This is a genomic window from Streptomyces sp. SID14436 (assembly GCF_010548465.1).
Taxonomy (GTDB): Bacteria; Actinomycetota; Actinomycetes; order Streptomycetales; family Streptomycetaceae; genus Streptomyces.
Map to the genome: position 1 here is coordinate 1 of NZ_JAAGMD010000383.1, position 678 is coordinate 678.

Sequence of the window (678 nt, forward strand, 5' to 3'; positions counted from 1 at the left end):
GCCGGCCAGGAACGCCGTCACCGCCTCGGGCGGGCCCGCCACCGCCGCCATCCGGGAGACCGGCGGGAAGCCCAGCTCGGCGCGCTCGGACAGCTCCCGCAGGGCGTGCCCCACCGGGTCCCAGCGCACCAGGGCCTGCACCGGCCGCAGCGTGGGCTCGGCGACGACCACCACCGTGCCGCCCGCCGACTGGGGCCGGACCAGGGCGGCGGCGCCGATCCAGCGGCGCAGGGCGTCCTCCCCGGCCCGCAGGTCGGGACGGTTCACCATGGCCCAGCCGTCGAGCAGCAGCGCCGCCGCGTACCCGCCCTCGGCAACCGGTTCGGCGCCCGGGGTGCTCACCACCAGCGCGGGCGAGCCGGGCACCGTGTCCAGGACCTGCTCGCGTCCCGAGGTCCGCACCGGTACCGCGGGGAAGGCCCGGCCCAGTTCCTCCGCGGTCCGCCGCGCCCCGACCACCTGGGCGCGCAGCCGGAAGCCGCCGCACTCCGGGCAGTGCCAGCCGCTCTCCTCGCGCCCGCACCAGCCGCACATGAGGTCGCCGGAGCCGGGCGCCTCCAGGGGCCCGGAGCAGTGCCGGCAGCGCGCCGGGGCCCGGCAGTTCGCGCAGGCCATCCGCGGCACGTAGCCGCGCCGGGGCACCTGCACCAGGACCGGTCCGTGCCGCAGGCCCTCGCG

Annotated in this window: 1 pseudogene; it reads right to left on the bottom strand. The window is 79.6% G+C overall.

What is annotated here, in order from left to right:
- A pseudogene (locus G3I53_RS13295) lies at positions 1 to 678 on the bottom strand (primosome assembly protein PriA); the annotation flags it as partial.